The sequence below is a fragment of the Kocuria oxytropis genome, from assembly GCF_040981195.1.
Classification (GTDB): Bacteria; Actinomycetota; Actinomycetes; order Actinomycetales; family Micrococcaceae; genus Kocuria; species Kocuria oxytropis.
This window is the reverse complement of record NZ_JAVFXA010000046.1, coordinates 1-1,611: the sequence shown is the minus strand read 5'-3', so window position 1 is coordinate 1,611 and position 1,611 is coordinate 1. Positions and strand designations below refer to the sequence as shown.

Annotated in this window: 2 protein-coding genes; one reads left to right on the top strand and one right to left on the bottom strand. The window is 70.6% G+C overall.

Annotation, left to right across the window (positions count from 1 at the left end):
• On the bottom strand, positions 1 to 800 hold an 800-nt coding region (locus QYM41_RS17480; protein ID WP_368801043.1), incomplete at its 3' end, for an SCO6880 family protein.
• Between the two features lie 536 nt (positions 801 to 1,336).
• On the opposite strand from QYM41_RS17480, the gene QYM41_RS17475 reads away from it, so the two are divergent.
• On the top strand, positions 1,337 to 1,611 hold a 275-nt coding region (locus QYM41_RS17475), incomplete at its 3' end, for a hypothetical protein (RefSeq protein WP_368801042.1).

Genomic DNA, 1,611 nt, shown 5'->3' with positions numbered 1-1,611 from the left:
GCGGCCAGGTCATCGGCGACCTCTTGGGCGTTGCGGATGCGCCCGCCGGCCCGCACGGAGGCTTTGAAGGTCACCGCGATGTAGGCCCGGGTGATGGTGGCCCCGGTGGGCAGCATCTGCACGGTCTCGTTGATGACGTCGCGGGCGAACTGGGGTGCGTTGTCGACCATCCGGGCCTCGATCTTCCGCGCCAGCCGGTACCCGGAGTCCGGGGCGGTCTCGATCGTCACCGAGGCCGCGGTCAGCCCCGGTTCGTCGGTGAGCATGCCCAGCCAGTGCGCCCAACGGTCCACCCACCGGTTGATGTGCTCCTGGTCGACCATGCCCCCGCCATCGGGCTCGGAGGAGAACACCACGGTGTAGTGGTGGCGCTGCGGGACCTCGAGCAGGGCGAAGGGGCGGCCGTAGCCGTCGACGTGCTCGGTGATCGTGGAGCGGGCCGAGACCCCGGGCAGCTTCGTGGTCCCCTCCGGCACCCGGGACACCGGCCCGGCCCGGTAGACGTTGGCCCCGGCGTAGACGGCGTTGGCCCACCCTGCCCGGCGCACGATGCGCTCAATGAGGGTGCGTCCGTGCTTGTTCTTGCTCATCGACAGGGCGATCAGGACCAGGATCACCGCCTCAAACCCCAGGGCCACCAGCCACAGGTTGAGCATCATCAGCAGGATCCCGCCGACCACCCCACCGATCAGCAGCACGGTGCCGGCGGTGGAGAGCCCGGCCAGGCCCTTAGAGGTGGGGGTGCGGAAGTTGCCGTACACCCGCGGCCGGTTCTCGGTTTTAGCTTCGGTCTGCGCCATCAGGGCGGCCCTCGTTTCCGGTCTCGTTGGCGATCTGCGCCTTGAACGCACGTACCTGCTGTTGTGCGGCCTTTCCGATCTGTCCGGTGCCGGCGGGGCCGGTCGGCCGCACACCGGTACGTGGTCCCGTGGGACTGGTGCCGGCACCACTGCTCGGGATGGGTCGGGCCCCGGTGCCGCTGCCCGGGGTGGGCAGTGCTCCTGCGCTGCTGCCCGGAGACGGGTCGGCGCCTGTGCGGGAGGTGGTCACTCCACTGCCGCTTGAACCAGTCGCAGGTTGGGCACCTGCCCCGGCTGATCCGCCACTCGAGGAGGTTTCGGGGCCGTTGCCTCCGGCGCTGGATTGAGGGGCCTCGGTGACTGCTTCGCCGGTCTTCTGCGCGGCGTTGGCGGCCGCCATGCCCGCAGCGACGGGAGCAGCAGCTGCGCCAGCTGCAGCAGCACCAGCGGTGCTTGCGGTGCCCGCAGTTCCTGTAGCGCTGGCCCCCGTAGCACCGGTGGCTCCGGTGCTCGAGGACGGTCCAGACGCTGGGGACATGGGCCCGCCCTTGGAGGAGACGGAGGACTGCGACGGCGATGCGGAGGAGTCGGAGCCGAAGCCACGCCCAGACCGGGCCAGGTGGGAAGCGCCCTGCGGGATCGTTGCGCCCATCGCCGCGATACCCAGCGCCCCGCCGCCACCGCCGGAGGAGGACATCGAGCCCAGCACGGGGCTGAGGAAGCCGATGAGCACGGGCAGTGCGAACACGGAGGCGACGATCATCATCAGCCCGGCGGCGAACTGGATCAGCCCGCTGCCGGAGTCCTCCCA